This window comes from Sphingomonas phyllosphaerae (assembly GCF_029623345.1).
Taxonomy (GTDB): Bacteria; Pseudomonadota; Alphaproteobacteria; order Sphingomonadales; family Sphingomonadaceae; genus Sphingomonas; species Sphingomonas phyllosphaerae_C.
Map to the genome: position 1 here is coordinate 61,756 of NZ_JAPYKH010000017.1, position 26,134 is coordinate 87,889.

Genomic DNA, 26,134 nt, shown 5'->3' on the forward strand with positions numbered 1-26,134 from the left:
CGGAGAAGACGGAAAAGCCTCAACGCATCGTGCTTCCAGGCGCGGGAGCCCAGAGCCACCCGCGTCGTCGCCCGTGACCCTGGACTCCTGCGTTCGCAGGAGCACGCGCCGGCTTCCCTCACGCGTACAGATCCACCACCTCGCGCCCCTCTCCGACCGCGTCAAGGAGCAACGTGCGGTGGCAGTGGCACGGGTCGCGCTCGAAACACAGCAGCGCGCTCGGCCGCTCGTCCGCCAGCTCGAGCATGCGCGCCGCCGCCACCTGCGCCTCGGGCAGCGCGAGCTGCGCCTCGTACACGGCGGTGAGCGTCGCCACGTCGCCCTTCTTGGCGGCGTCGCGGCCGGGCTTGGGCGTGCCGAGCGGCTTGAGGTGGACGTAGTCGATCCCGGTTTCCTTCAGCGCCGCGGCGAGTGACGATTTGGAGAAGCCCGGCCGCCGCGACAACGGCAGCGCGCGCACGTCGATCACGCGCCGCACCCCTGCCGCGGTCAGGGCGGCGAGCAAGGAGTCGACCGTCGTCCCCTCATAGCCGATGGTGTAGATCGTCATCGCGCCACGCTGGGCGCGCGCACCTGACAAGGCAAGCACGAGGCGCTATCGCGCACCCCATGGAACATGACATTCACGTGATCGGCGGGGGACTTGCCGGGTCCGAGGCGGCGTGGCAGCTGGCCGAGGCGGGGTTCCGCGTCCGCCTCTCCGAGATGCGCGGCGGCGGCGACACCACCCCGGCGCACCACGGCGACCATCTCGCCGAACTGGTCTGCTCGAACAGCTTCCGCTCCGACGACGCCGAGAGCAACGCGGTCGGCCTTCTCCACCAGGAGATGCGCGCGCTCGACTCGTTGATCCTGCGCGAGGGCGACCGCCATCGCGTGCCCGCCGGTTCGGCGCTGGCGATGGACCGCGACGGCTTCTCCGCCGGCGTTACCGCCGCGCTGCAAGCGCATCCGAAGGTGACGATCGTACGCGAGCGCGTCGACACGCTGCCCGACACGCCGGCGATCATCGCCACCGGGCCGCTCACCGCGCCGGCACTTGCCGAGCGGATCGCGGGCGAGACTGGCCGCGACGCGCTCGCCTTTTTCGACGCGATTGCGCCGATCGTCCATCGTGACTCGATCGACCTCGACACCGCCTGGTTCCAGAGCCGCTGGAACAAGGGCGACGGGACGGACTATATCAATTGCCCGCTCGACAAGGACCAGTATCACGCCTTCGTCGACGGCCTGCTCGCCGGCGAGAAGACCGAATATCGCGAGTGGGAAAACGTGCCCTATTTCGAGGGCTGCATGCCGATCGAGGTGATGGCGGAGCGCGGGCGCGAGACGCTGCGCTTCGGCCCGATGAAAGGTGTCGGCCTCGACGACCCGCGCACCGGACGCTGGCCTTATGCCGCGGTCCAGCTGCGCCAGGACAACGCCCACGGCACCTTGTGGAACATCGTCGGCTTCCAGACCAAGCTCAAGCACGCCGAGCAGGTGCGGCTGTTTCGAACCATCCCTGGGATGGAAAAGGCCGAGTTCGCGCGGCTCGGCGGGCTGCACCGCAACACCTTCATCCGCTCGCCCGAGCTGCTAGACCCGCAGCTGCGGCTGCGCTCGCGCCCGAACCTGCGTTTCGCCGGGCAGATCACCGGCTGCGAGGGCTATGTCGAGAGCGCCGCCATAGGGCTGCTCGCGGGTCGCTTCGCCGCCGCCGAGCTGCGCGGTGAGGCGACGCCGCCCCCCCCGGTGGAGACGGCGCTCGGCGCGCTACTCGGCCATATCACCGGCGGCGCCGAGGCGGAGAGCTACCAGCCGATGAACGTCAACTTCGGCCTGTTCCCGCCGATACCCGGGCGCACCAAGAAAGCCGATCGCAAGAAGCTGTACACCGATCGCGCGCGCGCCGCGCTCGCGGTGTGGATGGCGCCGTGAGGTAAGAGACGGCGCGGGAAAGAAGGCTCCTTCCCCGCGCTAATACGTCGATCGTCGATCGGTGAAATTTGGTCACCCAGTCGATCGTCGGAGTGAGCTCCCAACCCTTCTGGCTCGACGAATAATTCTGGTCGACGTGGATGCCAGCGCATTGTGTCAGCGGCAGGCCGCCATAGCCCATGAAGCAATGGTCCGCGTAACCATCCTGAACCTCATTGTCCTTGGCGATATACCAACCACTTCCGTCGTCGCGGAAGCACGAGTGGCTGCCCTCCGAACACGTCTTGCCGGTCACCAGCGGCGCCTGTGATGCCGCGATCGCCTGGCTGCCGCCGACGAAGACATCATGCTCACCGTTGATCACGCGCAACCGGTCACCGCTCTGCGTGTGCTTACTGTCGGCGACGCCCTCGCTGAGATTATAGAAGCCAGTGTAGGCCGACCCGGTGCCTTGACCGGAAGAGGCGCGCACGCGCTTGTTAGAATCGTTCGACAGGACGGAGATGATCGAGCCTTGGCTCAGGCCGCCGGTGACGACGCCCTTGGAGCAATCCGCCTTGTCCGAGGCACATAATTTCGAGATGGCGCTGACCGCACTGGAGCTGTCGAAGATGGCATTGGCGCGCGCCTTGATCACGGAGCAATCGCCGAAGCGCGCGTTGGCATATTCGACGGAGGCGGCCACGAACCCGCGCTCCGCCGCCGCCTCGATCGCGGCGTTCGCCCACAGGCTGACGTAGCTCTCATCAATGCTACCGATGCGGACGTACACCGGATAGCTGCCCGCCGCCATCGGACGAACACCGGAGATATGATAGCCGGTACCGTCGACCGTGTAGGTGGTGGTGAAGGTTTCTGTCTCGTATCTTGTACTGTCGGCGCCAGCGTGACCGGCGGCCGGAGCAAGCATCAGCAGCGCGGCGGCACCGCCGGCGCGTAAGATTTTCGTGATCGGGAATTATATGATGGTGCGACCCTTTTTCAAGGACGCGTGCCGACTGACCTACGCACGACAGTAGAGCCTGAGACAAATACTTCAGATCTTCATCATTCAATTTTGGCTTATTGGCTCTGCCTCTCGCATCTTTATTCTAGTCGATACTTCGGATCGCAAGGTAATTGAGCGAAGTCGTCCCGTCCATTCTGCACAGGCTTGCCATCACGTCACGCACCCTCAATCGTCGTGCGGCGGTTCGGGGCAACGCGCTGCCGCACGTGCCTTGCGTTTCGGAGCGGTAGCGGCGAACTCCTTTTCGTCGAGCGCGCCCGACCGGTCGCGATCCGCCGCGGCGAAACGGTCGACGGTCCGCGCCGCCCATTCGTCGAAGCTGAGCTCGCCGTCGCCGTCTCGGTCCAGTTTAGCGAAGGCCTTGCGACGGGGCTCGAGATATTCCGCGCGGGTGACCTTACCGTCGCGATCGCGATCGAACCGCTCGAAGCGCCGGTGCGCGCGGGTGATGTCGCTCACCTCGGGCAGGTCGGGTGCCGGTGCGGACTGCACAGCGGTGTCGCTCGGCCGCGCCGCCGCGGCAACGTTGGTCGGCGCTCCCGAATGCGCCTGACCGCCGACGATCAGCCAGCCACCCGCCACCAGCAGCAGGGCGGCCACGCCGCCCGCCAGATACCGCCACATGCGTCATCTCCCCACCCAGTGCGGCGAGGCTATCGAGCGCCGCCGAGGGCCTGCAAGCCCCCGCCGCTATCGCCCGGAAAGGCGGTGCCAAAGCAGTCGCAATGCGCGCGTGGGATGACCTGCCGGCCGGGTCGGGCGCGTGAGGTCGAGTCGCGCGAGCCATGCAAGCGCGCCCAGCGGGCGGGCGCGCGCCGGCCAGCGCCGGTCGAGCGCGCCCGACAAGCGGGACAGCGCGGCGGCGTGGGCGGCGGCCGCCAGCACCGGGTCACTCAGGTGCCGCGCCACATCCGCTAAGGCCCAGCCCTCCCCCGCCCGGGCGATCGTGTCGTTCGCCGGCGTCGCCAGCAGCGTCGCGGCCGCGCCGAAAAGTCCACCGCCGCGCGCACTCGCATGCGTCTCCAGCGCGCCGATCGTCAGCGGCATCTCGAGCAGCGCTTCCCAGCCCTCCACTTGCCGCGCCAGAACCCTTCCCGGCACGCTCGCAACCACTGCCTGGTTCAAGGCGGCCAGCACCGGCTCGGCGGGTGCGGGCGCAAGGTCGAGTGTCTCCAGCGCCTCGTACCACCAAGTGAGCCGCATCTGCCCCACCAGCGGCTCGCGTGTGGTGCGCAGGATCGCGCCGAACCGCTCGTCAAGCGCGAGCAGCGCGGCAAGGCCGTCGCGCGCGTCGGCGGTGGCGTAGCCGAGCACAAGCGCGCGCTCGGTCGCCGCACCGGGTAACGTTGGGGATTTATCAACCTTGATCACGCTAACGGTCGCTCCACCACGTTCGCGCCGCCCGCGCGCCGGAAGGTATCAGATGCGCAGCCGATCCCGCTTGTTCCCCTCGCTCCGCCAGCGGTTGTCGCCGCTCCTGCGCGATCGGCGCGGCTCGACGATCGGGATCATGGCGGCGGGACTGGTCGTCGGCATCGGCTCGCTCGGCAGCGCGATCGACATCGGCCGCATGTATATCGTGAAGTCGCAGCTGCAAGCCGGCGTCGACGCGGCCGCGCTGGCCGGCGCGCGCGCCTTCGGCGTCACCGACAACAGCCCGAACAGCCGCAGCAAGCAGGTCGACTCCTATTTCGACGGCAATTTCTCGCGCTCGCCCGCTTACATGGGCACCACCAACGTGATCGTCACGCCGACCTTCGCGGTCGTCAACGGCGTCAACGTCACCACCGTCAACGCCGCGGCGACGCTCGACATGTCGTTCATGCGGCTGTTCGGCTTCCGTGAGGTGACGATGCGGGCCGCGGCCAAGGCCGAGCTTCAGCCGCGCTCGCTCGAGGTCATGGTGGTGATGGACAACACCGGCTCGATGAAAGACTATCTGTCGAACGGCAAGACGCGGATTACCGCGCTGAAGGATGCCGCCAACAGCTTCGTCGACATCCTCTTCCAGGGCGGTACGCAGCGCAAGGACCTCGCGCTGGGGTTCGTACCCTATGACATCACGGTGAACGTCGGCAATCTGCTGCTGGCGCGCCGGTCCGACTCGGTTGCGCCGGTACAGGGATTTAACACCACCGCGGAGGCGAACAGCTACGGCACGTGGCCGGCAAACCCATATTACTGGAAGGGTTGCGTGATGAACGACACGACGGTGCGCGACCTCAGCGCGGATCGGACCGTGTCCGAGCCCGGCGCCTGGGACGTGACACGCACGCTGCCCGGAGAGGGTGGCAACAACAAGCCCGTCATGCCCTATTTCATCCCGCCGATGTACGTGCCCGCGCTCGCCAACAGCGCCGCGACCAGCGCGGAAAAGGCCAACAAGGCTGGCGAATTCTATAACATCTTTGGCAGCGAGCCGAGCAACAACCTGTATCGGCTCGACACCACGTCCTACGGCGACGCCGGCGGCGATTACCTGGCGAACAGCACGGCGTATCGTTCCTGGCTGTACGACTATTACATTGCCCTCAATGACGGCAGCGCCACGAGCGACGACGACGTGGTGCGCCTCAGCAGCCCCAAGGGCAACTATTACGACCCGACGTCGGGAAACCGCCTCTCCACCAATTGGTACATCGACTGGAAACGGATTCCGAATTATTACACAAAATGGGCATCGGCGCCGGGCACCTCCAAGGTGAACCCTAACGGCGGCATCACCGACAATCCCACGCAGAACACCACGCCAGGCAAGAGCCCGAACTGGCAGTGCCCCGAAGAGGCAATGCTGCCGCTCTACAACCGGCCCAAGACCGATTACACCAATTACATCCGAGATTCGAACGCGGCGATCTACCCGGCCAACGGCACGATCCACCACGCCGGCCTGCTCTGGGCCTATCGGCTGCTGGTGCGCGACGACGTGTTCCTGCGCCCGCGTCCGCTCGGGCTGACCGCGGAAAAGCCGCGCCGCGCGATCGTGTTCATGACGGACGGCATCAACGAGGTCGGTCACAGCCAGAACGGCTATATCGACCGCACCTTCACCTGGTATGGTCGCTGGTCGGACAAGACCCTGTCGACGTCGGACGACGCCAATGTCGTTAAGACGCAAATGCTGCGGCGGTTTGCCAAGACCTGCGCCAATATTCAGCGCGAAAATAACGCGCCGCAGGTCTATATTATCGCGCTGGTGGCCAACAGTGCCGATGTCAGCTCCGCTTTCGACGCCTGCGCGCCCGGCCGCGTGTACCGCACCACCAACGCCACCCAGCTCAACGCCGCGTTCCAGAACGTCGCGGCCGAGCTCGTCGACCTGCACCTGACGCAATGACGCGAGCGCTCACCCTGCTCCGTGACCGTCGCGGCGCCACCGTGATCGAGTTCGCGCTGATCCTGCCGGTGGTGCTCAGCGCTGTGTGCGGCACGATCGAGCTCGGCCATATGCTCGTCGCGCGCATGGTGCTCGACGGTGCCGTGGTCGAGGCCGCGCGGGTCGCCACCGCGAGCGTCGACAACAGCCAGGCCACGCGCGACACGGTGATGCGGCAGAGCATCACCAATGCGATGGGCAGCTTCCCGCTCGCCACCGGCCAGCAGATGTCGATCGACACGCGCGTCTTCGCCGACTTCAGCACGGCCTATCCGGAGGTCTATGCCGACGCCAACCGCAACGGCAAATACGACCTGGGCGAGACCTTCACCGATCGCAACAAGAACGGCAGATGGGACCCTGCCACGCCGATCACGGGGACGATGGGCGGCGCCGGCGACGTGCTGAGCATCACGGTGCGCTATCCCAAGAAGGTGCTGTTCGGCTTCCTCGGCACGCAGTGGGCGATGGGATCGCTGATCAACCTCTCGGCCACCACCGTGGTGCGCAACGAAGCCGTGAGCCGCACCTCGTGAGCGCCCGCGCTCTGCTCGCCCGGCTCGCGCGCGAGCGCCGCGCCGTGGCCATGCTCGAGCTCGCGCTCGTCATGCCGCTCTTCCTCGGTTTCGTGCTCACCGGGCTCGAGTTCGCCAACTGGGTGATGGCGAACAATCGCGCGCAGCGGCTCGCCTCGATGACGGCGGATCTGGTGGCGCAGAGCGGCGTCGGCTCGGTCGGCGCGAGCGAGAAGCAGATCTACGACCTGTTCAGCGCGATCGACATCACCGCTCAGCCTTTCGACCTGCGCAACCACGGGCGCGTGGTGATCAGCAGCGTGAAGGGGACCGACAACGACGGCGACGGCGTCATCGAGAAGCGCTTTCTGTGGCAGCGCTTCGACGGCAATTACGTCGCGGCGACCCCGCTGCTCGGCTGCGCACAGTCGAGCGCGCTGGCGACCCTGCCGGCCAGCCGGGCGCTACCGCTCGACGAGATCCTGTTCCACGTGCAGGTGACCTACGATTACCAGCCGCTGATCAGTCGGCGACCGTTCGGATGGATCGACCTCGGAACCGCGATCACTCGCACAGCAACCTATCGCGCGCGCAGCACGCAGTTTCAGTCGCCCTCGTCGGTCGATCAATTCCCGGCCAAGAGCAAGTGCACGACGGTGGACGGGCTCTGAGTGAGTCGCAGGCGTTAATTGCAGCTATGGCGCCATCCTGAACTCGTTCCAGGACTCACCGTCGCGCGCCGTCTCGCGCTGAGGATGAGGGGCAGCGTGGATCCTGAAGCGAGTTCAGGATGACGGCTGCGATAGGGGCGACCTAGCATGGAGGCGGGTAAGTGGCGCCGGCGCCACATCACCCGCCTCGCACGTGGGATCACTTCCGGTAGGTCACCTTCTTCACCGTGGCGACGATCTTGTCCGCGGAGATCAGCGCCAGCTTCTCGAGGTTGGCAGCGTAAGGCAGCGGCACGTCCTCGTTGGTGACGCGCAGCACCGGCGCGTCGAGGTCGTCAAAGCCCTGCTCCATCACCACCGCGGCGATCTCCGACGCGATCGAGCAGGTCGGCCAGCCCTCTTCCACCACCACCAGGCGGTTGGTCTTGGCGAGGCTCTTGAGCACCGTCTTGGTGTCGAGCGGGCGTAGCGTGCGCAGGTCGATCACCTCGGCGTCGACGCCCTCGCCCGCCAGCTTCTCGGCGGCCTCAAGCGCGAGCCCGACGCCGATCGAGTAGCTCACGATCGTCACGTCCTTGCCCTGGCGCATCACGCGCGCCTTGCCGATCGGCAGCACCCAATCGTCCAGCTTGGGCACCTCGAACGAGCGGCCGTACAGCAGCTCGTTCTCGAGGAACACGACCGGATCCTGGCTGCGGATCGCCGCCTTGAGCAGGCCCTTGGCGTCGGCCGCGTCATACGGCGCGATCACGATCAGGCCGGGGACGCTGGCGTACCACGGGCCGTAGTTCTGCGAGTGCTGCGCGCCGACCCGGCTCGCTGCGCCGTTGGGGCCGCGGAACACGATCGGGCAGCGCATCTGGCCGCCGGACATATAGTTGGTCTTGGCGGCCGAGTTGATGATGTGGTCGATCGCCTGCATCGCGAAGTTGAACGTCATGAACTCGACGATCGGCTTGAGGCCGCCCATCGCCGCGCCGGTGCCGACGCCGGCGAAGCCATATTCGGTGATCGGCGTGTCGATCACGCGCTTGTCGCCGAACTCGTCGAGCAGGCCCTGGGTCACCTTATAGGCGCCCTGGTACTGCGCGACCTCTTCGCCCATCACGAACACGCGCGCGTCGGCGCGCATTTCCTCCGCCATCGCGTCGCGCAGCGCCTCGCGGACGGTCTGCTTCACCATCTCGGTGCCCGCGGGCACGTCCGGGTCGCTCACCTCGGATTTGTGCGCGGCGGCCTCGAACAGCTGACGCGCGCCAGTGTCGACCTTCTCCTGCGCAGGGTGCGCTGAGTCCTCGACCGTGTCGGACTTCTTCTGCTCGTCAGCCGGCGCGTCGCCGCGCGGCGAATCGTCCTTGGTCGCGGCGGCGCCGGCCGAGTCCGCTGACCCCGCCTCCTCGCCCTCACCGGCGAGCTGGAGGATCACCGTGCCGACCTTCACGCCGTCGGTGCCCTCGGCCACCAGGATCTTCGTGACGGTGCCCTCGTCGACCGCCTCGAACTCCATCGTCGCCTTGTCGGTCTCAATCTCGGCCATGATGTCGCCCGACTTCACCGAGTCGCCCTCCTTGACGAGCCACTTGGCGAGCGTGCCCTCCTCCATCGTAGGGGACAGCGCCGGCATCTTGATGTCGATCGCCATCTCAATACTTCTCCACCAGGACGTCGGTATACAGTTCGGCCGGTTCGGGCTCGGGAGTGCTCTCGGCGAAGTCGGCCGCCTCGTTGACCTGCTTGCGGATGCGCTGCTCGATTGCCTTGAAGTCCTCTTCCTTAGCGCCGTGCGTCTCGCTCAGCGTGCGCTTGACCGCCTCGATCGGGTCGGACTTGTCGCGCACCGCCTGGACCTCGTCGCGCGAGCGGTACTTGGCCGGGTCGGACATCGAGTGGCCGCGGTAGCGATAGGTCTTCATCTCGAGGATGATCGGCCCCTTGCCCGCGCGCACCCAGGCGAGCGCCTCCTCTGCCGCGCCGCGCGCCGCCAGCACGTCCATGCCGTCGATCTGCAGGCCGGGGATGCGGAAGCTCTCGCCGCGCTTGTACAATTGGTCCTCGGACGAGGCGCGGTTAACGCTGGTGCCCATGGCGTATTGGTTGTTCTCGATCACGAAGATGATCGGAAGCTTCCACAGCTCGGCCATGTTGAAGGCCTCGTACACCTGGCCCTGGTTGGCCGCGCCGTCGCCGAAATAAGCGAGGCAGACGCCGCCATCCTCGCTGTACTTGTGCTTGAACGCGAGACCGGCGCCGAGCGAGACCTGCGCGCCGACGATGCCGTGGCCGCCGTAGAATTTATGCTCGACGCTAAACATGTGCATCGAGCCGCCCTTGCCCTTTGAGATGCCGGCCTGACGCCCGGTCAGCTCCGCCATCACGTCCGTCGGCGGGATCCCACAAAGCAGCATATGGCCGTGGTCGCGATACCCGGTGATCACCGAATCGGCCTCGGTCAGCGCCGACTGGAGCCCGACCGCGACCGCTTCCTGGCCGATGTAGAGGTGGCAAAAACCGCCGATCAGGCCGAGGCCGTAGAGCTGGCCGGCCTTCTCCTCGAAGCGGCGGATCAGCAGCATGTCCTCGTAGAATTTGAGCAGCTCTTCCTTGCTGGCCTCATACGGACGCGGGTCCGATGGGCGCTCGCGATTCGTCTTCATCGGGTCGGCGGGGGGCGTATCGCCGGCGATCGCCGGGCTGCGTGCTGGGGCTTTTGCCACGATGGACAGGACCTCATTCCTTGGGGAGATGGGCGCCTATAGGCGCGGGTCGCGTCGGACTGCAAACCCCACCGGGTTGCAAGGGTTTCAGCGCGGGTCTAGGCCGCTGGTCCGATGCACGCCCCGATCGACCCGCCGGCCGCGCCGCGCCACCCCTTACGCATCGCCAATTTCCGCGCTTACTGGCTGGCGCGCTTCTCGGGCACGATCGCGATCAGCGCGCAGGCGATCATCATCGGCTGGCAGGTCTACAGCCTCGCGCGCCAGACGATGGACATACGCGACGCCGCCTTTCTCCTCGGCATGATCGGGCTGGTGCAGTTCATCCCCTTGTTCCTGCTGACCCCTGTCGTGGGTCTGGTGGCGGACACGGTCGACCGCCGCTGGATCGTGCGCGGCACCACCACGCTGCTGGTGCTCAACGCCGCCACGCTCGGCCTGCTGACCTGGTCGGGCCAGCTCGGCCTCCCATATCTTTTTGTGTCCGCGGTGCTGATCGGTATCGCGCGTGCCTTTTCGGGACCGGCTTATTCAGCGCTCGCGCCGAACCTGGTCCCCAAGGAAAGCCTGCCGACCGCGATTGCGATCTCCTCGATCGCCTGGCAGTTCGGCACGATCGCGGGACCGAGCGTCGGCGGGCTGCTCTACGCGATTCACCCGGACGTGGCCTATGGCGTGATCTCGGGGCTGCTGTTGCTCGCGCTCGGGCTGATGTTCCTGATCGGCAAGGTGCCACAGCCGCCCGCGCAGAAGGATCGCCGCCCGCTCCAGCGGATCCTCGACGGTTTCTCCTATGTCCGCCGCAACCGCTTGGTACTCGCGGCGATCACGCTCGACCTGTTCGCGGTGCTGCTGGCGGGCGCGACCGCGCTGCTGCCGATCTTCGCGCGCGACATCCTCCAGGTCGGTGCTTCTGGGCTGGGCGTTTTGGCCGCGGGCATGGGGATCGGTGCGGCGAGCACCGCGATCTGGTTCTCGTTCCGCCCGATGAAGCGCAACGTCGGCGTCAAGATGCTCGCCTCGGTGGTGATCTTCGGCCTCGGCATCCTCACCTTCGGCGTGGCGACGCAGCTGACCAACGCGCTCGGCATCACCCATGTCGCGCTCGGCGCGGGGCTGCCGGTGCTACAGACCGACTTCCTGCTCAGCCTCGTCGGACTGATCGTCGCGGGCGGCGCGGACATGGTCTCGGTCTATGTCCGCACCTCGCTGATCCAGCTCCACACCCCCGATACGATGCGCGGCCGCGTCAGCGCGGTGTCGCAGCTCACCATCTCGGCCTCCAACGAGCTCGGCGAGGCGGAGAGCGGGCTCATGGCGTCGCTGCTAGGGCCGGTCGGTGCGGTCGTCTTCGGCGGCGTCGGCGCGATCGCGATCACCCTGCTGTGGGCGCGGCTCTTCCCGGAACTGAAGAACGCGCGGACCTTTGACCCGCCCGAGATGCTAGAGACAGAACCACAGCACGGAGTAGCGCAGCCATGAAAGCCCAGACCATCCTGGAGACGATCGGCAACACGCCGCATATCCGGGTCCGCAAGCTCTTTCCGGGCTCGGAGGTGTGGATCAAGTCCGAGCGCTCCAATCCCGGCGGCTCGATCAAGGACCGGATCGCGCTGGCGATGATCGAGGCGGCCGAGGCGTCGGGCGCGCTCCAGCCCGGCGGCACGATCGTCGAACCGACCAGCGGCAACACCGGGATTGGCCTCGCCATGGTCGCCGCGGTGAAGGGCTATAAGCTGATCCTCGTCATGCCCGAGAGCATGAGCCTCGAGCGCCGCCGGCTGATGCTCGCTTATGGCGCGCAATTCGACCTTACCCCGCGCGAGAAGGGGATGAAGGGCGCGATCGAGCGCGCGCTCGAGCTGGTCGAGCAGACGCCGGGCGCGTGGATGCCGCAGCAGTTCGAGAACCCCGCCAACGTCGACGTCCATGTCCGCACCACGTCGCAGGAGATCCTCAACGATTTCCGCGACTCGCCGATCGACGTGATCATCACCGGCGTCGGCACCGGCGGGCACATCACCGGCGTGGCCGAGACGCTGAAGAAAGAATGGCCCAACCTCAAGGTCTTCGCGGTCGAACCTCAGGCGTCGCCGGTGATCTCCGGCGGTCAGGCCGGGCCGCACCCGATCCAGGGCATCGGCGCGGGCTTCATTCCCGCCAACCTCCACACCCAGGCGCTCGACGGCGTGATCGAGGTCGACGCCGCGGTGGCCAAGGACATGGCGCGCCGCGCCGCGCGCGAAGAGGGCATGCTGGTCGGCATCTCCTCGGGCGCGACGCTCGCCGCGATCCTGCAGAAGTTGCCCGACCTGCCCGACGACGTGCGCGTGCTCGGCTTCAACTACGATACCGGCGAGCGCTACCTCTCGGTGCCGGACTTCCTGCCGGAGAATTGAGCTGAGCGGCATCGGTACGCGGACGGGCGCGATCCTCGGCGGCATCGCGCTGCTGGCGATCGCGGGCCCGGTGGTGGTGATCCAGCGCGCGCCAGCGGTGCCGCGCGCGATCGCGGCCAAGGTGCGCCCGCCGCAACGGGTCGCGCCGCCGACCGAGCTGCCGGAGGTCGAGCCCGTAGAGCTGCAGGACCTCACCGCCGAGGAGGCGCGCGCCTATAATGCGGGCATCCCGTTCGTGCGCGGGCCCAAGCCAGCGGCGCAGCCGTTCCGCTTCGCCGGCGACGCGGCGGCGCTGGCGCGGGCGACCGACTGCCTCGCCGCCGCGGGCTGGTACGAGGCCGGCGACGATCCGGCGGGACAGCGCGCGGTGGTGCAGGTGGTGCTCAACCGGCTGCGCCACCCCGCTTTCCCCAAGACGGTGTGCGGCGTCGTCTTCCAGGGCGCGGAGCGCAGCACCGGCTGCCAGTTCACCTTCACCTGCGACGGCGCGCTGGCGCGGCATCCGAGCCCGCCCGCGTGGGACCGTGCGCGCAAGGTCGCGGCCGACGCGCTGGCGGGCAAGGTCGAGAAGAAGATCGGCTACGCCACGCATTATCACACGGATTGGGTGGTGCCCTATTGGAGCTCCAGCCTCGACAAGATCGCCGAGGTCCACACCCATTTGTTCTTCCGCTGGACCGGCTGGTGGGGCACGCCTCCCGCGTTCCGCCGCACGGTGTCGAGTGCCGAGCCGGTCATCGCCGCACTCGCGCCCGTGTCGCCCGCGCACCAGCTCGGCAGCGCGCTGACCGAGGCCGATGCCGCGACCGCCGCGGCGGCGCCGCTGCTGGCGGGCGCGCCCGGTCCGGCACCGGCGGCGACGTCGCTGCCGGGCGACGACGACGCCTTCGCGATGCTGCTGGGCGGTGACTCGCCGGAGCGCTACGTCGACGCCGCGCGCGCGGCATGCGGCGAGCGCGCGCGCTGCAAGTTCATGAGCTGGACCGACCGTGCGCAGCTGCCGGGAAGCGCGACGATGACGCCGCTGCAGATCGCGGCGATGTCGTTCAGCTATCTCCGCAACAAGGACGCGGGCATCGAGCGGATGCTGTGGAACTGCAAGGAGTTCCCGCGCACCGGCCCGGGCCTCTGCATGCGCCGCCAGGCGGTTTCGCAGCTCGCGCCGCCGTCGGGGCCACTGCCAGCGGGGCCGGAGCCGCTCGATGGCGTGCGACGGCGTGAGGGAGCGGGCGGGAGAGGCCTCTCTCCTTCGGGCACAACCGGTGAATTGCGCCCCGCGCAAGCGCGGTCGGACCGACCTGATGCTAACGCCGCCACGAACGCTACCGGCACGCCGAAGCCCCGCCCTCAGCCCCTTCCCTGAAGGCGAGCGCAGCGAGACCGTTAAATCCTCCCCGTTCGCGGGGACGGGGACCGCGCCCGCAGGGCGGGGTGGAGGGGGGCTCGCCCAGACCGCACCGGCCGGTATGCGTCCCCCCTCGTCAGCGCTGACCCGCTGCCACTGGGGGCGAGATGCTGTGCCCCCGGACACCCTCTTGGCTTAACCGGGGCAAGCCAAAGCCCGCACTCCCCACGAGCGGGGAGGATTTCGTCGCATCGGGGTCGCGACGAGCACCGGGCAATACCGCGCCGCGAACGCACCGACCCGCACGCGGAGTCTCCCGCTCAGCGTTAGCGTGCCGTCAACTCCCGTCCCCGGGGAGGATCTGAGAACCGCTCCCTCACGCCGCCGCGAACATCTCCGGCGGCAGCGCCATGATCGCCTCGGCGCCGCCCTCGATCTTGCGCCGCAGTGCGCCCGCCTCGGGCAGCACGCGCTCGGCGAAGAAGCGCGCGGTGACCAGCTTGGCGTCGAGGAAGGCGGCGTCCCCCGCCCCTTCCGCCTTGAGCCGCGCCGCCGCTCCTGCCATGCGCAGCCACATCAGCCCGACCGCGACCACGCCGACGAGGTGCATGTACGGCACCGCCCCCGCGCCGACATTGTTGGGGTCCTTCATCCCGTTGGCGAGAAACCACATCGTCGCCGCCTGCAGCTCGCCTGCGGCCTTCTCCAGCCGCGCGGCCACCTCGGCGGTGGCCGGCTCGGCCTTGCCCGCCGTGATCTCGTCCATCACCAGCTTACCGAACGCCTGCACCGCGCGGCCGCCGTTGAGCGCGAGCTTGCGCCCGACCAGATCCATCGCCTGGACGCCATTGGTGCCCTCGTAGATCATCGCGATGCGCACATCGCGGACATACTGCTCCATCCCCCATTCGGCGATATAGCCGTGCCCGCCGTAAACCTGCTGCGCGTTGGTCGCGATCTCATAGCCGCGATCGGTGCCGACACCCTTGATCACCGGCGTGAGCAACCCGAGCAGGTCGCCCGCCAGCTGGCGCTCGCCCTCGTCGGTGGCGTGATGCTCGAGATCGGCCTGGAGCGCGCCCCACAGACACAAAGCGCGCAGCCCCTCGGTCCAGGCCTTGCCCTCCATCAGCATGCGCCGCACGTCGGGGTGGACGAAGAGCGTGTCAGCCTTCTCGCCCGGCTCGGCCGGCCCGGTCAGCGCGCGGCCCTGGCGGCGATCCTTCGCGTATTGCACCGCGTTCTGATAGGCGGTCTCCGCCACGCCGAGCCCCTGCAGCCCGACGCCGAGCCGCGCCGCGTTCATCATGATGAACATCGCGGCGAGCCCCTTCATCTCCTCGCCGACGAGCCAGCCGGTGGCGCCGTCATAGTTCATCACGCAGGTCGAGTTGGCGTGAATGCCCATCTTGTGCTCGATCGAGCCGCAGGTCACCGCGTTGCGCGCGCCGAGCGAGCCGTCGTCCTCGACCAGCACCTTGGGCACCACGAACAGCGAGATGCCCTTGGAGCTGTCGGGCGCGCCAGGCGTCTTCGCCAGCACGAGGTGGATGATATTGTCGGTCAGGTCGTGCTCGCCCGCCGAGATGAAAATCTTGGTGCCTGTTATCGCATAGCTGCCGTCGGCCTGCGGCTCGGCGCGGGTGCGGATCAGGCCCAGGTCGGTGCCGCACTGCGGTTCGGTCAGGTTCATCGTGCCGCCCCACTCGCCCGACACCATCTTGGGCAGATACTTCTGCTGCTGCTCGGGGCTGCCCTTCACCACCAGCGCCGCGATCGCGCCGTGCGCCAGCCCGGGATACATCGCGAACGCCATGTTCGCCGAGATCATATATTCCTGGAAGGCGGTGGAGACGACATGCGGCATTCCCTGCCCGCCGAACGCCTCGGGCGCGCTCAGCGTGCCCCAGCCCGACTCGACGAACTGCCGGTACGCCTCCTTGAACCCCTTGGGCGTGGTGACGCTGCCGTCCGGATGGCGCGTGCAGCCCTCCTGGTCGCCCGACTGGTTGAGCGGGAACAGCACCTCGGCGACGAAGCGCCCGCCCTCCTCCAGCACCGCCTCGACCGTGTCGGGCGTGGCGGCGGCGAAGCCGGGGACGTTGGCGTAGCGGTCGAGCCCGAGCACCTGCTCGAGCACGAAGCGGGTGTCGCGGACGGGGGGAGTGTATTGCGGCATCGTCTCAGCTTTCCTTGGCTTTGCCACCCTCGACCACCGTCAGGAACTCGGCCAGCTCGGTGATCGCGGCGTCGATATCGTGCTTCTGTTGGCGGAGCGCGGCGATGCGCTCGCGGCAGCGCTCGATCGCCACCGCGCGCTGCTTCTGCCGGCCGTCGCCGACATCGTAGAGGTCGATCATCTCGCGGATGTCGGCGAGGCTGAACCCCACGCGCTTGCCGCGCAGGATCCACGCCAGACGCGCGCGGTCGCGGTGCGAGTAGATCCGCACCATGCCGCGTCGCTCGGGCGCGATCAGCCCCTCGTCCTCGTAGAAGCGCAGCGCGCGCGGCGTCACGCCGAACTCGGCCGAAAGGTCGGTAATGGTGAAATGATCGCGGTCCGCGCGCGGCGGCACGACGGCATAAGCGGCAGACGCGTCGAGAAGGTCGCTCATGACCAAGGGGTAGCTTCCCTTTACGTGAACGTCAACTACGCGGCCGGTCGCGGGCGCTGCCATCGGCGACGCCGTTCGCTCCTATTCGTCCCCGCACAGCAGGCGACCGTCTGCGCCGCGCGTGCGGATCGCCTCCGCAGCCGAGTCGCTCCATCGCTCCAGTCGCAGCCCCGCCAGCGCGGCGCGTCCCGAACAGCGCGAGTCGCACGCGATCGGCAGCGTGGCCGGGACCACCAGCGCGTCGCCGTCGAACGCCAACGCCACGGCGCAGCCCGCGCCCAGATCGGCGGCCAGCGTTGCGCCGATCCGACCGACCCCGCGCGCGACGCAGCGCTGCCCCGCGCCATAGTCGACGCTCGCACCGACACGGACCGTCCCGTCCGGACGCGGCGCAAGGCAAAGCCGCGCCGCCTCTGCCGCGAAGACGCCGACCGGGCGCGCTCGCGCCGCGGCAGGCACCAGCCCAGCGCTGGTCGCGGCGCGTTCCAGCGCGGCACCGGCAGGCGGCGAGGAAGGCGTCGGCGTCGCGCGCTCGCAGCCGGCGAGCAGCAGCATTGCCAGCGCGAGCACGCGCCGGCTCACGCTGCGGGGCTCAGCGCGCCCTCCGCGCGGTCGTCGCCGAGCGCGACGTCGCGGTAGAAGCAGCTGCGCGCGCCGGTGTGGCAGGCCGGCCCGGCGGGATCGACGATGAGCCACAAGGCGTCCTGGTCGCAGTCGACGCGCAGCGCGACGACGCGCAGCACGTTGCCCGAGGTCTCCCCCTTCTTCCACAGCCGTCCGCGGCTGCGCGAATAGAAGGTGGCCTCGCCGCTGGCGCGCGTGGCGGCGATCGCCGCCGCGTTCATATGCGCCACCATCAAAAGCTCTCCGCTGGCCCGGTCGGTCACCACCGCGGTGACCAGGCCGGCGGAATCGAATTTGGGCAGGAAGTCGCTGCCGGTCTCGCGCGTGTCGCTCATGCCGATCGCGTAGAGCGAGACGCGGCTGGTTTGAAGCCAGCATGTGTGTCGTGCTTCGTGCTCCGGCGAAGGTTGGGGCCCAGCTGGTGGAGCCTTTGTGAGGGTAAGCCCGGCTCTTCCCGCCAGGGTTCTTCCGCGAAGGGTCCGTCGCGAGCGACCCGCTCACGCCACCGCAGCCTTCCCACCTGGGCCCCGGCCTTCGCCGGAACACGAGCGTACCGCCGCAGCGTCCGCCCAACCTGGATCAGGAACCAGCCTCGGTGCTGGAACGTAACCCCCGCGATGACCGACCTTTTATGGCTGCGCCAGGATCTCCGCCTCCACGACCAGCCCGGCTTGATCGCGGCCGCGCATGGCGGCGCGGTGATCCCCGTCTACGTGCTCGACGACGACGCGCCCGGCGCGTGGAAGATCGGCGAGGCGCAGCGCTGGTGGCTGCACCACAGCCTCGCCGCGCTCGCGGCAGCGCTCGAGAAGAAGGGCAGCCGGCTGATCCTCCGGCGCGGCCGGGCGGCCGACGTCCTGCCCGCGCTGCTCGACGATGCCGGCGCCGAGCGCGTCCATGCCATCCGTCACTATGAGCCATGGTGGCGCGACGCCGAGATGGCGCTCGGTGACCGGCTCTGCCTGTACGACGGCAATCACCTCACGCGGATCGAGAACGTCACCACCGGGAGCGGGGCGCCGTACCGAATCTACTCGTCCTTCTGGAAAGGGCTGCAGCCGCACCTGCCGCCCGGGAAGCCGCTCGCTGCGCCGCGCACCATCCCCGCCCCCGACACCTGGCCGCAGAGCGACTCGCTCGCCGACTGGAACCTGCTGCCGACCGCGCCCGACTGGTCGGGCGGGTTCGACTGGACGCCGGGTGAGGACGAGGCGCTGCGCAAGGTCAAGCAGCTCGCGCTCGACGGCTATGAAGAACGACGCAACCTGCCGAGCGAGGAGGGCACGTCGCGGCTGTCGCCGCATCTCCATTTCGGCGAGGTGTCGCCGCGCACGGTCTGGCACGCCACCGACGGCGCTGACACCACCTTCCGCAAGGAGCTGGCGTGGCGCGATTTCACCGACGGCGTGGTGAGCGCGCTACCCGATTACGCCGACGTCAACGGTCGCCGCCGCTACGACACGCTGCCGTGGCGCAGCGGCACGGCGGCGGAGCACGACCTGCGCGCATGGCAGCGCGGGCGCACCGGCTATCCGATCGTCGACGCCGGGATGCGCCAGCTGTGGCAGAGCGGTTGGATGCACAATCGCGTGCGGATGATCACCGCCTCGTTCCTGGTGAAGCACCTGCTGATCGACTGGCGCGAGGGCGAACGCTGGTTCTGGGACTGCCTGGTCGATGCGGACTATGGCAACAATTCGGTCAACTGGCAGTGGATCGCTGGCACAGGGGTGGACGCCAATATGTTCGGGCGGATCATGGCGCCGATCGGCCAGTCCGAGAAGTTCGCCGCGGGCGACTATATCCGCCACTGGGTGCCCGAACTCGCGCATCTGCCCGACGCCGCGATCCACGATCCCGAGGCGGCGGGATGCCGCCCGAACGATTACCCCGCGATGCTGATCGGGCATCGCGAGGCGCGCGAACGCGCGCTGGCGGCGGGCAAAAAGGTGCGATAGGCGGCGCGGCATGGATGCCGCGACGACCCGCCCTCCCCCCGCCGACCTCGGCAGCCGGATCGTGGCACCGCTGTTCCACCGCATCCTCGACCGCGTCGACCGCGGCCTGGTGTCGGGCGCGATCGAGGCCGAGCTGCCCGACGGCACGCGGCGATTGCTCGGCGGGCACGAATCGGGGCCCGTCGCGGCGGTGCGCGTGGTCCGCTGGCGCGCTTTGTGGCGGCTCGTCAGCGCGGGCTCGATCGGCTGGTATGAGGGCTGGGAAGCGGGCGACTGGACCAGCCCCGATCCCGTTCCGGTGTTCGACCTGTTCATGCGCAACCGTGCCGCACTGGGCGATGTCGCGCGCGCCAAGCGCGGAGCGAAGCTGGCCGCCCGGTTGTTCCACCGTCTGCGCCGCAACGATCGCGGCGGCGCGCGGCGCAACGTGGCGGCGCATTACGATCTCGGCAACGATTTCTACCGTGAATGGCTCGACGAGACGCTGACCTATTCGAGCGCGCGCTACGATGCACCGGACGAGCCGCTCGCGCAGGCGCAGCGCCGCAAGCTGGTGGCGATCCTCGCACGCACGGGGGCGAGCGCGGGCCAGCGCGTGCTCGAGATCGGCTGCGGCTGGGGCTCGTTCGCCGCGACCGCGGCGGCGGCGGGGGTCGGCGTCCATGCGCTGACGCTGTCGACCGAGCAGCGCGACCATGTCGCCGCGCGCGCGCTGCCCGGCGTGAGCGTGGCGCTGTGCGACTATCGCGACGTCACCGGCGTGTACGACGGAGTCGCCTCGATCGAGATGGTCGAGGCGGTCGGCCCGATTTACTGGCCAGCCTATTGCGCGACGCTGGCGCGCGTGCTGCGCCCCGGCGGTCGCGCCGCGCTCCAGCTGATCGCGATCGCGGACGACGTATGGGATGCGTATGCCGGCGGGGTCGACTTCATCCAACGCTACATCTTTCCCGGCGGATCGCTGGTGTCGGTCAGCCGCTTTCGGGCGATCGCGGCGGCGCACGGGCTGACGTGGCAAGACGAGGACCGGTTCGGGCTCGACTATGCCGAGACGCTGCTCGAGTGGCGCAGTCGCTTCGACCGAGCCGCCGCGGAGGGCCGCCTGCCTGCGCGGTTCGACGCGCGCTTCCAGCGGCTATGGCGCTATTATCTGATGTACTGCGAGGGCGGGTTCCGCGGCGGCGGCATCGACGTGCTTCAGGTCACGCTGGTGAAGGAGTAGCGGTCCGTTGATGCGGCGCCCCCATCCATACCCGTCATCCCGGCCTTGAGCCGGGATGCAAGTCTCCGCGAAAGCAACGCTTTCGCAAGGTGTGGCGGCATAGATCCCGGCTTAAGCCGGGATGATGAGCAGGGCGAACACGACGAGCAGAACCGAGCAGACGAGATGGAAGCGAGACGTCGCCGACTAGCCTACCCGCTCGCGATAATTCGCCGCGAACCCCTCGATCGCCAGCGCCGCGATCCGCGCCGCGACCGCCTCGGGCGGCTTGACCGAGGCCGGGTCCTCGCCCGGATATGCCCGTGCGCGCATCTTGGTCCGCGTCGCGCCCGGATCGAGCACCGCGACGCGCACCTTGCTCACCTCGGCCATCTCGTCGCCATAGGCCTCGAGCAGGGTCTCGAAGGCCGCCTTGGACGCGCCGTACGCGCCCCAATAGGCCCGCGGCGTGCGCGCCACCGACGAGGTCACCCCGATCACCCGCGCCCCGGCCGAGCGCCGCAGCATCGGGTCGAACGCCTGGATCATCGCCACCTGCGCGGAGACGTTGAGCGTCAGCACCTGCGCCAGCTCCTTGGCGTCGATCGCGGGCACCGCGGCGAGCGAGCCCAGCATCGCGGCGTTGAGCACCAGCACGTCGAGTGCCTCCCAGCGCTCGCCGATCGCGGTAGCGAGCCGCGCGATCGAATCGCTCTGCGCAAGGTCGAGCGGCGCGATCGTCGCCGAACCACCCGCGTCGAAGATCGCCTGCTCGACCTCTTCCAGCCCGGCGGCGGTGCGCGCGGTGAGGACGACATGCGCCCCCGCCACGCCAAGCGCGATCGCCGTGGCGGCGCCAATCCCTCGGCTCGCGCCGGTGACCAGCGCGAGCTTGTCCGTCAGTGGCTTGCTCACGTCGCTCAGTTGACCCGCTCGGCCAGGATCGCGAACTGATCGACCGAGCTGCTCTCGTCATGGTCGGTCAGCGTGGTGGGATAGTCGCCGGTGAAGCAGGCATCGCAATATTTTGGACGGATGTCGGCGCGGTGGCTCTCGCCCAGCGCCTTGTAGAGCCCGTCGATCGAGACGAACGCCAGGCTGTCGGCGTGAATAAAATCGGTCATCCCGCCCAGGTCGTGCTTGGCCGCGAGCAATTTGGCGCGCTCTGGCGTGTCGACGCCGTAGAAACAGCTGTGGCTGGTCGGCGGCGAGGCGATGCGCATGTGCACCTCGGCCGCGCCGGCCTCGCGCATCATCTGCACGATCTTGAGGCTGGTGGTGCCGCGCACGATCGAGTCATCGACCAGGATCACCTTCTTGCCCTGGATCAGCGCGCGGTTGGCGTTGTGCTTGAGCTTGACGCCGAGGTGGCGGACCTTGTCGCCCGGCTGGATGAAGGTTCGGCCGACATAATGCGAGCGGATGATGCCGAGTTCGAACGGGATACCCGACTGTTGCGCATAGCCGATCGCCGCGGGCACACCCGAGTCGGGCACAGGGATCACCAGATCGGCGTCGACCGGCGATTCGATCGCAAGCTGCGCGCCGATCTCCTTGCGCACCGAGTAGATCGAGTGGTCGTCGACAATCGAGTCGGGGCGCGAGAAATACACCCATTCGAAGATGCACGGCCGTGCCGCCAGCTTGGCGAAGGGGCGGATCGAGCGGACCTGTCCGTTCTGCACGATCACCAGCTCGCCCGGCTCGACCGAACGCTCGAACTCGGCGCCGACCACGTCGAGCGCGACCGTCTCCGAGGCGAAGATCACCGCGTCGCCGAGGCGCCCCATCACCAGCGGGCGGATGCCGAGCGGGTCGCGGCACGCGATCATGCCCTCGGGGGTCATCACAATCAGCGAATAGGCGCCCTCGATCTGCTTGAGCGCGTCGATGAACTTGTCGAGCAGCGTGCGATATTGGCTGGTCGCGACGAGGTGGATGATCGTCTCGGTGTCCGAGGTCGACTGGAAGATCGAACCGCGCCGCACCAGCTCGCGCCGCAGCCGCATCGCGTTGGAGATGTTGCCGTTGTGCGCGATCGCGAAGCCGCCTGACTGAAGCTCGGCGTAGAGCGGCTGGACGTTGCGCAGCGCGGTCTCGCCCGTGGTCGAGTAGCGCACGTGCCCGCACGCCACCTCGCCCGCGAGCGCGCGGATGATGTCGTCGCGGTCGAAATTGCCAGCGACATGGCCCATTGCGCGGTGGGTGTGGAAGTCGTGGCCGTCGAAGCTGGTGATGCCGGCGGCTTCCTGGCCGCGATGCTGCAGGGCGTGGAGCCCCAGCGCCACCAGCGCCGCAGCGCCCTCGGAGCCGGAGGCGCCGAAGATTCCGCACTCCTCGTGCAGATGGTCGTCGTCGAACGGGTTCGTGGTCAGCATGTGCGGAGGCTCGCCTGGTGCGTGGCCGCATATAGCGACTGTCGCGCGAATGTCATCCGGCTGTGGGCGCTTGCGGAGGAAGCTAGCGGCATGGGGCGTGTGCAAGCCAAATCCCTCCCCTGTCAAAGGAGGTGGCGTGCGTCGCGCGTGAAGGGATATCCACGCTGACGAGCCACCTGACGGTGCCAGCGGCGACACCCCTCCACCACTCCCCTGCAGGGCAGAGTGAGTAGTCGGCGCTCGAGCTTCCTGAGCGAGCAACGATCAGGCGGGCACCCCCTCATACACCGCCGCCAGCCGCTCGATCACCGCGACGTGGCGCGCCGCGATCGCCAACACGTCGTCGCCATAGCCGCCACCCACCGTGCTCGCCAGCGGCGCGCCCCGCGTCAGCGCGAGTTCGGCCACGAGGCGATCGCGCCGGGCCAGCCCCGCGTCACTGAGTGCCAGCCGACCAAGCCGGTCGCCGGCGAAAGGGTCCACCCCGCCCTGGTAGAGGATCAGGTCGGGCCGCAGCTCGTCGAGCAGCGGCACCAGCGTCTCCTCCAGCTTAGCGAGATAGTCGTCGTCGCCGACCGCGTCGGGCAGCGCCACGTCCACCGTCGAGCATGCCTTGCGCACCGGGAAGTTCTTCTCGGCGTGGATCGAATAGGTCGCGATGCCGGCATGACCTGCGGTGAGCGCCGCGGTGCCGTCACCCTGGTGGACGTCGACGTCGACGATCAGTATTCGCTCCGCCGCGCGCTCGGCGGCGAGCCGCACCGCCGCCACCGCAAGGTCGTTGAACACGCAATAGCCCGCCCCCGTCGTCGCGAGCGCGTGATGGCTGCCGCCCGCGGTATTGGCGGCGAAGCCGTGCGCCAGCGCCAGCCGCGCCGCCAGATAGGTACCGCCCGGCACCAGCGCGGCGCGACGCGCGACCACCTCCGTCACCGGGAAGCCGATGCGGCGCTCCTTCTCGCGTGGCACCGCGGCGGCGAGCACCTCCGCGACATAATCGGGATCGTGCGTCGCCTCGAGCCAGTCGCGCGGCATCGCTGCGGGTTCGTGCCACGCCACCGCCGCGCCGCGCTCCAGCAGCAGGTCGCGGATCGCGCCGTTCTTGCCCCAGCGATAGGTGCTGCGCGCTGGCGCCTCGGTGACATAGGCGGGATGGTGGACGACCCGGATCATCCGCCTAAGATAAGGCGAGGATCGCGGCGCGCCATCGCGCCCCCGCAGAGGAACGCGCATGACTGACCGACCCGCCCCCGAGATCGAACGGACGCCGTTCGTCCGCCCCGACGTCGCGGCGTTCCTGACCTATCTCAACAGCGTGCCGGGGCCGAAGATGCACGAGCTGCCGCCCGGGGAGGCACGCGCGGTGATGGTCGCGATGAAGGACGTCGCCGACCTGCCGCGCGGGGAGCTGGCGGTCGTGCGCGACCTCACCGTGGCCGGCCCCGGCGGCCCGCTCCGCGCCCGGCTGTTCGACGCGCGTGAGACGCGCGCGCCGGGCCCGGCCGTGGTGTTCTTCCACGGCGGCGGCTGGGTGATCGGCGACCTCGACACCCACGCCAGCTTCACCGCCGAGATGGCGCGTCAGCTCGACCTGCCGGTGATCGCGGTCGACTATCGCCTCGCTCCCGAGGCGCGCTGGCCCGCCGCGCCCGACGATGCCGAGGCGGCGGCGCGCTGGGTGGCGTCGGGGCCGGAGACGCTCGGCCGCGGCGTGACCGCCCTGGTGCTCTCCGGTGACAGCGCGGGCGGCAATCTCGCGATCATCGTCGCCGCGGCGCTGCGCGACCGGCCCGCGGCAGTGCCGGTGATCGTACAGGCGCCGATCTACCCCGCCACCGACGCCAGCCGACCCTATGCCTCGTTCGACGCTTTCGCCGACGGCTATCTGCTCACGCGCGAGGGGATGGTGTGGTTCAACGACCATTACGCCGGAGACCCGCGCCACCCGCGCTTCTCGCCGCTGCTGGGCGACGTCGCGGGCCTGCCGCGGGCGGTGATCGTCACGGCCGGGCTCGACCCGATCCGAGACCAGGGCCGCGCCTACGCCGCCGCACTGGCGCAGGCGGGCGTCGCCGTGACCTTCCGCGAGGCGCAGGGCAACATCCACGGCTTCATCACGCTGCGGCGCGCCATTCCCTCGTCGCAGGGCGACGTCGCCGGCTTCCTCACCGCGGTGCGTGCGGCGGTCAGCGAGGCCGAGGGTGAGCGCGTGCTGCGCCAGGCGGCGGGGTGAGGAGCTTCCGCCCCGCCGCTCGCGGAAAAAGCCAGGCTAGGCACGGGACAAGCGAACAACGGTTGCGCGGGGCCCTACCCGCCGCCCATGTAGCGGGCATGGCAAGCCTCCTCGATCCCGACGCGCGCGGCCGCGTCATCCTCGTCGGCGCGGGACCGGGCGATCCCGGGCTGCTCACGGTGCGCGCGGTGGAAGCGTTGCGTGAGGCCGATGTCGTCGTCCACGACGGGCTGATCGACGACCGCGTGCTCGCGCTGGCGCCCGCGACGGCGCAGCGCATCTCGGTGGCCAAGCGCCGCGCGCGCCACACCTTGCCGCAGGAAGCGATCAACGCGCTGATCGTGGCGCACGTCCGCGCCGGCAGCGTGGTGGTGCGGCTCAAGGGCGGCGACCCGTTCATCTTCGGGCGCGGTGGCGAGGAGGTCGAGGCGGTGCGCGCCGCTGGTCTCGCCGTCGAGGTGATCCCGGGCGTGTCGGCCGCGCTCGGCTGCGCCGCCGAGGCGATGCTGCCGCTCACCCACCGCGATCACAGCTCGGCGGTCACCTTTGTCGCCGGCCAATGCAAGGGACTGACCGATCAGGATTGGTCCGGGCTTGCCGGACAAGGCCGCACATTGGTGATCTACATGGGCGTTGCCACCGCCGAGGCGATCGCGGACAAGCTGATGGCCGACGGCGTCGCGCCCGACATGCCCGTTGCGGTGCTGGAGAAGGGCACGCTGCCGGGGCATCGCGCGCTGCGGACGTTGCTGGCGGATCTCGGCGCGATGGTGGCGCGCGAGCAGGTCGCCAGCCCTGCGATCATCGTCGTCGGCGAAGTGGTTGAGCTGTCCGACGCCCAGGACCGGCTCGCCGGCTACGCGCGCGTTGCCGAGAGCGTCGGGAGCCTCTCGGCATGAGGCTGGTGACGGGCAACGACCTACCGACCGGCGACGTGGTCTGGTGGGCGGGCGGCAGCTGGTCGCGCCACATCGAGGATGCCGTCGATGCGGGCGATCGCGCCGAGGCGATCGCGCGCGAGGAAGAGGCGGCGCGGCGCGTCAACGTGCCGTACGTGATCGAGGCGACCGCGACCGCCGAAGGCCCACGCCCCGCGCATATCAAGGACCGTATCCGCGCGCTCGGCCCGACCGTGCGCACCGACCTGACGCTCAAGCCGGCCGACCCGAATGCGGG

General features: G+C 69.0%; 25 protein-coding genes. 12 read left to right on the plus strand and 13 right to left on the minus strand.

What is annotated here, in order from left to right; genetic code table 11:
• Positions 1-118: 118 nt before the first annotated feature.
• Positions 119-550, minus strand: coding sequence for a DUF488 domain-containing protein (locus QBJ89_RS15225; protein ID WP_277981324.1), 432 nt, complete (start codon positions 548-550; stop codon positions 119-121).
• 59 nt (positions 551-609) lie between these two features.
• Between QBJ89_RS15225 and trmFO the strand changes: the two genes are divergently transcribed.
• Positions 610-1,920, plus strand: coding sequence for a methylenetetrahydrofolate--tRNA-(uracil(54)-C(5))-methyltransferase (FADH(2)-oxidizing) TrmFO (gene trmFO / locus QBJ89_RS15230; protein WP_277981325.1), 1,311 nt, complete (start codon positions 610-612; stop codon positions 1,918-1,920).
• Here trmFO and QBJ89_RS15235 read toward each other — a convergent pair.
• The 3 genes from QBJ89_RS15235 to QBJ89_RS15245 all read right to left on the minus strand — a co-directional run bounded on the left by QBJ89_RS15235 (position 1,811) and on the right by QBJ89_RS15245 (position 4,300).
• Positions 1,811-2,830, minus strand: coding sequence for a hypothetical protein (locus QBJ89_RS15235; RefSeq protein WP_277981326.1), 1,020 nt, complete (start codon positions 2,828-2,830; stop codon positions 1,811-1,813). The two genes, trmFO and QBJ89_RS15235, sit on opposite strands and share 110 nt — an antisense overlap.
• A gap of 264 nt (positions 2,831-3,094) precedes the next feature.
• Positions 3,095-3,553 carry an EF-hand domain-containing protein gene (locus QBJ89_RS15240; RefSeq protein ID WP_277981327.1) on the minus strand — a complete coding sequence of 153 codons (459 nt, stop codon included), beginning with the start codon at positions 3,551-3,553 and terminating at the stop codon, positions 3,095-3,097.
• Positions 3,554-3,619: 66 nt separating this feature from the next.
• Positions 3,620-4,300, minus strand: a complete 681-nt coding sequence (locus tag QBJ89_RS15245; protein WP_277981328.1) for a squalene/phytoene synthase family protein — start codon at positions 4,298-4,300, stop codon at positions 3,620-3,622.
• Positions 4,301-4,352: 52 nt separating this feature from the next.
• Between QBJ89_RS15245 and QBJ89_RS15250 the strand changes: the two genes are divergently transcribed.
• Genes QBJ89_RS15250 through QBJ89_RS15260 form a run of 3 tightly spaced genes read left to right on the plus strand, consistent with a single transcriptional unit; the run spans position 4,353 to position 7,491 of the window.
• The gene (locus QBJ89_RS15250) at positions 4,353-6,266 is read left to right on the plus strand and encodes a pilus assembly protein TadG-related protein (RefSeq protein WP_277981329.1); all 1,914 of its coding nucleotides are present in this window, start codon (positions 4,353-4,355) and stop codon (positions 6,264-6,266) included.
• A complete protein-coding gene (locus QBJ89_RS15255; RefSeq protein WP_277981330.1) occupies positions 6,263-6,841 on the plus strand; it encodes a TadE/TadG family type IV pilus assembly protein in 579 nt (192 codons plus the stop codon). The genes QBJ89_RS15250 and QBJ89_RS15255 overlap by 4 nt, the downstream gene beginning before the upstream one ends.
• Positions 6,838-7,491 carry a TadE/TadG family type IV pilus assembly protein gene (locus QBJ89_RS15260; RefSeq protein ID WP_277981331.1) on the plus strand — a complete coding sequence of 218 codons (654 nt, stop codon included), beginning with the start codon at positions 6,838-6,840 and terminating at the stop codon, positions 7,489-7,491. The genes QBJ89_RS15255 and QBJ89_RS15260 overlap by 4 nt, the downstream gene beginning before the upstream one ends.
• Before the next feature lie 199 nt (positions 7,492-7,690).
• Here QBJ89_RS15260 and QBJ89_RS15265 read toward each other — a convergent pair whose 3' ends face one another.
• Both QBJ89_RS15265 and pdhA read right to left on the minus strand, forming a co-directional pair.
• Entirely contained in the window at positions 7,691-9,133 is a 1,443-nt protein-coding gene (locus QBJ89_RS15265; RefSeq protein ID WP_277981332.1) for a pyruvate dehydrogenase complex E1 component subunit beta, read from the minus strand.
• A 1-nt stretch (position 9,134) separates the two neighbouring features.
• A complete protein-coding gene (gene pdhA, locus QBJ89_RS15270) occupies positions 9,135-10,145 on the minus strand; it encodes a pyruvate dehydrogenase (acetyl-transferring) E1 component subunit alpha (protein WP_277981350.1) in 1,011 nt (336 codons plus the stop codon).
• Positions 10,146-10,319: 174 nt separating this feature from the next.
• On the opposite strand from pdhA, the gene QBJ89_RS15275 reads away from it, so the two are divergent.
• The 3 genes from QBJ89_RS15275 (at position 10,320) to QBJ89_RS15285 (ending at position 13,967) form a co-directional block, all read left to right on the plus strand.
• On the plus strand, positions 10,320-11,687 hold the full coding sequence (locus QBJ89_RS15275; protein WP_277981333.1) for an MFS transporter: 1,368 nt from the start codon (positions 10,320-10,322) through the stop codon (positions 11,685-11,687).
• On the plus strand, positions 11,684-12,604 hold the full coding sequence (cysK, locus tag QBJ89_RS15280) for a cysteine synthase A (RefSeq protein WP_277981334.1): 921 nt from the start codon (positions 11,684-11,686) through the stop codon (positions 12,602-12,604). Before QBJ89_RS15275 ends, cysK begins: the two co-directional genes overlap by 4 nt.
• Before the next feature lie 70 nt (positions 12,605-12,674).
• Positions 12,675-13,967, plus strand: a complete 1,293-nt coding sequence (locus tag QBJ89_RS15285) for a cell wall hydrolase (RefSeq protein ID WP_277981335.1) — start codon at positions 12,675-12,677, stop codon at positions 13,965-13,967.
• A 358-nt stretch (positions 13,968-14,325) separates the two neighbouring features.
• On the opposite strand, the gene QBJ89_RS15290 is transcribed toward QBJ89_RS15285, so the two are convergent.
• The 4 genes from QBJ89_RS15290 to hisI all read right to left on the minus strand — a co-directional run bounded on the left by QBJ89_RS15290 (position 14,326) and on the right by hisI (position 17,523).
• Positions 14,326-16,128, minus strand: coding sequence for an acyl-CoA dehydrogenase C-terminal domain-containing protein (locus QBJ89_RS15290; protein ID WP_277981336.1), 1,803 nt, complete (start codon positions 16,126-16,128; stop codon positions 14,326-14,328).
• A gap of 4 nt (positions 16,129-16,132) precedes the next feature.
• Positions 16,133-16,564 (minus strand): MerR family transcriptional regulator, encoded by a 432-nt coding sequence (locus QBJ89_RS15295; protein ID WP_277981337.1) that lies wholly within the window; start codon positions 16,562-16,564, stop codon positions 16,133-16,135.
• An 81-nt stretch (positions 16,565-16,645) separates the two neighbouring features.
• A complete protein-coding gene (locus tag QBJ89_RS15300; protein WP_277981338.1) occupies positions 16,646-17,146 on the minus strand; it encodes a hypothetical protein in 501 nt (166 codons plus the stop codon).
• Positions 17,143-17,523: a phosphoribosyl-AMP cyclohydrolase gene (hisI, locus tag QBJ89_RS15305; protein ID WP_277981339.1), complete on the minus strand. Its 381-nt coding sequence runs from the start codon at positions 17,521-17,523 to the stop codon at positions 17,143-17,145. The genes QBJ89_RS15300 and hisI overlap by 4 nt, the downstream gene beginning before the upstream one ends.
• Positions 17,524-17,805: 282 nt before the next feature.
• Between hisI and QBJ89_RS15310 the strand changes: the two genes are divergently transcribed.
• Positions 17,806-19,146, plus strand: a complete 1,341-nt coding sequence (locus tag QBJ89_RS15310; protein WP_277981340.1) for a cryptochrome/photolyase family protein — start codon at positions 17,806-17,808, stop codon at positions 19,144-19,146.
• A 10-nt stretch (positions 19,147-19,156) separates the two neighbouring features.
• Complete coding sequence (locus QBJ89_RS15315; RefSeq protein ID WP_277981341.1) at positions 19,157-20,368, plus strand: SAM-dependent methyltransferase; 1,212 nt, start codon at positions 19,157-19,159, stop codon at positions 20,366-20,368.
• A gap of 186 nt (positions 20,369-20,554) precedes the next feature.
• Here QBJ89_RS15315 and QBJ89_RS15320 read toward each other — a convergent pair whose 3' ends face one another.
• From QBJ89_RS15320 to QBJ89_RS15330, 3 genes are all read right to left on the minus strand, one after another.
• Entirely contained in the window at positions 20,555-21,262 is a 708-nt protein-coding gene (locus QBJ89_RS15320; RefSeq protein ID WP_277981342.1) for an SDR family NAD(P)-dependent oxidoreductase, read from the minus strand.
• Positions 21,263-21,267: 5 nt separating this feature from the next.
• Positions 21,268-22,725 carry an amidophosphoribosyltransferase gene (purF, locus tag QBJ89_RS15325; RefSeq protein WP_277981343.1) on the minus strand — a complete coding sequence of 486 codons (1,458 nt, stop codon included), beginning with the start codon at positions 22,723-22,725 and terminating at the stop codon, positions 21,268-21,270.
• Positions 22,726-22,989: 264 nt separating this feature from the next.
• On the minus strand, positions 22,990-23,898 hold the full coding sequence (locus QBJ89_RS15330) for a histone deacetylase family protein (protein WP_277981344.1): 909 nt from the start codon (positions 23,896-23,898) through the stop codon (positions 22,990-22,992).
• A 58-nt stretch (positions 23,899-23,956) separates the two neighbouring features.
• Between QBJ89_RS15330 and QBJ89_RS15335 the strand changes: the two genes are divergently transcribed.
• From QBJ89_RS15335 to QBJ89_RS15345, 3 genes are all read left to right on the plus strand, one after another.
• Positions 23,957-24,958: an alpha/beta hydrolase gene (locus QBJ89_RS15335; RefSeq protein WP_277981345.1), complete on the plus strand. Its 1,002-nt coding sequence runs from the start codon at positions 23,957-23,959 to the stop codon at positions 24,956-24,958.
• A gap of 98 nt (positions 24,959-25,056) precedes the next feature.
• The gene (gene cobA / locus QBJ89_RS15340; protein ID WP_277981346.1) at positions 25,057-25,857 is read left to right on the plus strand and encodes a uroporphyrinogen-III C-methyltransferase; all 801 of its coding nucleotides are present in this window, start codon (positions 25,057-25,059) and stop codon (positions 25,855-25,857) included.
• Positions 25,854-26,134, plus strand: a 281-nt coding sequence (locus QBJ89_RS15345) for a DUF2849 domain-containing protein (protein WP_277981347.1), incomplete at its 3' end; no start/stop codon positions are given. The genes cobA and QBJ89_RS15345, both read left to right, overlap by 4 nt.